Origin of the sequence: Pseudomonas sp. 22490 (genome assembly GCF_052044465.1) — a bacterium.
Classification (GTDB): Bacteria; Pseudomonadota; Gammaproteobacteria; order Pseudomonadales; family Pseudomonadaceae; genus Pseudomonas; species Pseudomonas aeruginosa.
The window spans coordinates 43,555-45,523 of record NZ_JBQENS010000047.1; the positions used below are offsets into that span (position 1 = coordinate 43,555).

The window sequence follows — 1,969 nt, forward strand, 5'->3', positions numbered from 1 at the left end:
GAGCAGACCAACCTGCTCGCCCTCAACGCCGCCATCGAAGCCGCCCGCGCCGGCGAGGCCGGGCGCGGCTTCGCGGTGGTCGCCGACGAGGTGCGCAACCTGGCCCATCGCGCCCAGGAATCGGCGCTGCAGATCCAGAAGATGATCGAAGAGCTGCAAGTGGGCGCCCGCGAGGCGGTGGCCACCATGACCGAGAGCCAGCGCTACAGCCTGGAGAGCGTGGAGATCGCCAACCGTGCCGGCGAAAGCCTGGGCAGCGTGACCCGGCGGATCGGCGAGATCGACGGGATGAACCAGTCGGTGGCCACCGCCACCGAGGAACAGACCGCGGTGGTCGATTCGCTGAACATGGACATCACCGAGATCAACACCCTCAACCAGGAAGGCGTGGAGAACCTCCAGGCCACCCTGCGTGCCTGCGGCGAGCTGGAAACCCAGGCCGGGCGCCTGCGCCAACTGGTGGACAGCTTCAAGATCTGAGCCCTGCCTGTCCCGTAGCCGAACCGGCCGGATAACCGCGAAGCGATTATCCGGCCTACCGATGAAGAGCGCCCACGGGCGCTTTTTTCGTTCTCCAGGTCGCATTCGGTGAAACCATTCATCCATTGCGCTAAAGCTTCCGGACTTGCCGCCGACAGACACGGCAAGCCTTGCAGTTGCGATCCAACTGGGGCTGTTCACGACAGCGCGCCCGCGCCTCCCGGATGCAAGAAACCATGATCAAAAGTCTCAAGTTCAGTCACAAGATCCTGCTCGCCGCCGCGCTGGTGGTGATCGCGACCTTCTCCCTCTTCACCCTCTACAACGACTCCCTGCAGCGCACCTCGATCCGCGAGGACCTGGAGGACTACCTGCACGAAATGGGCGAGATCACCGCCAGCAACGTGCAGAACTGGCTGAGCGGGCGCATCCTGCTGATCGAGAACCTGGCCCAGACCCTGGCCCGCGACCACAGCCCGGAGACCACCCAGGCCCTGCTGGAACAGCCGCTGCTGGGCTCGACCTTCCTCTTCACCTACCTGGGGCAGACCGACGGCACCTACACCGCGCGCCCCACCAGCGACCTGCCGGCCGACTACGACCCGCGCCGCCGCCCCTGGTACAACGCCGCCACCAGCGCCGGCCAGACCACCCTCACCGAACCCTACATGGAGCCGGCCATCCACGAGCTGGTACTGACCATCGCCAGCCCGGCGCGCCAGGGCGGCCAGCCGTTCGGCGTGGTCGGCGGCGACCTCAGCCTGCAGACGGTGGTGAAGATCATCAACTCGCTGGACTTCGGCGGCATGGGCTACGCCTTCCTGGTCAGCGGCGACGGCAAGATCCTCGTCCATCCGGACAAGGACCAGGTCATGAAGAGCCTCAGCGACGTCTACCCACGCAACACGCCGAAGATCGGCAGCGGCTTCAGCGAGGCCGAGCTGCACGGCAACACCCGGATCCTCAGTTTCTCTCCGGTCAAGGGCCTGTCCGGCCTGGACTGGTACATCGGCATCTCGGTGGACAAGGACAAGGCCTATGCCATGCTCACCAAGCTGCGTACCTCGGCGATCGTCGCCGCGCTGATCGCGGTGGTCGCCATCGTCCTCCTCCTCGGCATGCTGATCCGCGTACTGATGCAACCGCTCACCGACATGGGCCGCGCCATGCAGGACATCGCCCAGGGCGAAGGCGACCTGACCAAGCGCCTGAAAGTCACCAGCAACGATGAATTCGGGGTCCTGGCCATTTCCTTCAACCGCTTCGTCGAGCGTATCCACGAATCGATCCGCGAGGTCGCCGGCACCGCCCGTCAACTGCACGACGTGGCGCAACTGGTGGTGAACGCCTCGAACTCTTCGATGGCCAACTCCGACGAGCAGTCCAACCGTACCAACAGCGTCGCCGCGGCGATCAACGAACTCGGTGCCGCCGCCCAGGAAATCGCCCGCAACGCCGCCGATGCCTCGCACCATGCGTCCGACGCCAA

General features: G+C 65.5%; 1 protein-coding gene and 1 pseudogene. Both read left to right on the forward strand.

Going from position 1 to position 1,969, the window contains the following annotated elements; all coding sequences use genetic code 11:
- Nucleotides 1-480 (forward strand): annotated as a pseudogene (gene pctA / locus ACTJJX_RS32150) (methyl-accepting chemotaxis protein PctA); the annotation flags it as partial.
- A 236-nt stretch (nucleotides 481-716) separates the two neighbouring features.
- Nucleotides 717-1,969: methyl-accepting chemotaxis protein PctB (gene pctB / locus ACTJJX_RS32155; protein WP_074245664.1), on the forward strand; the 1,253-nt coding region annotated here is incomplete at its 3' end.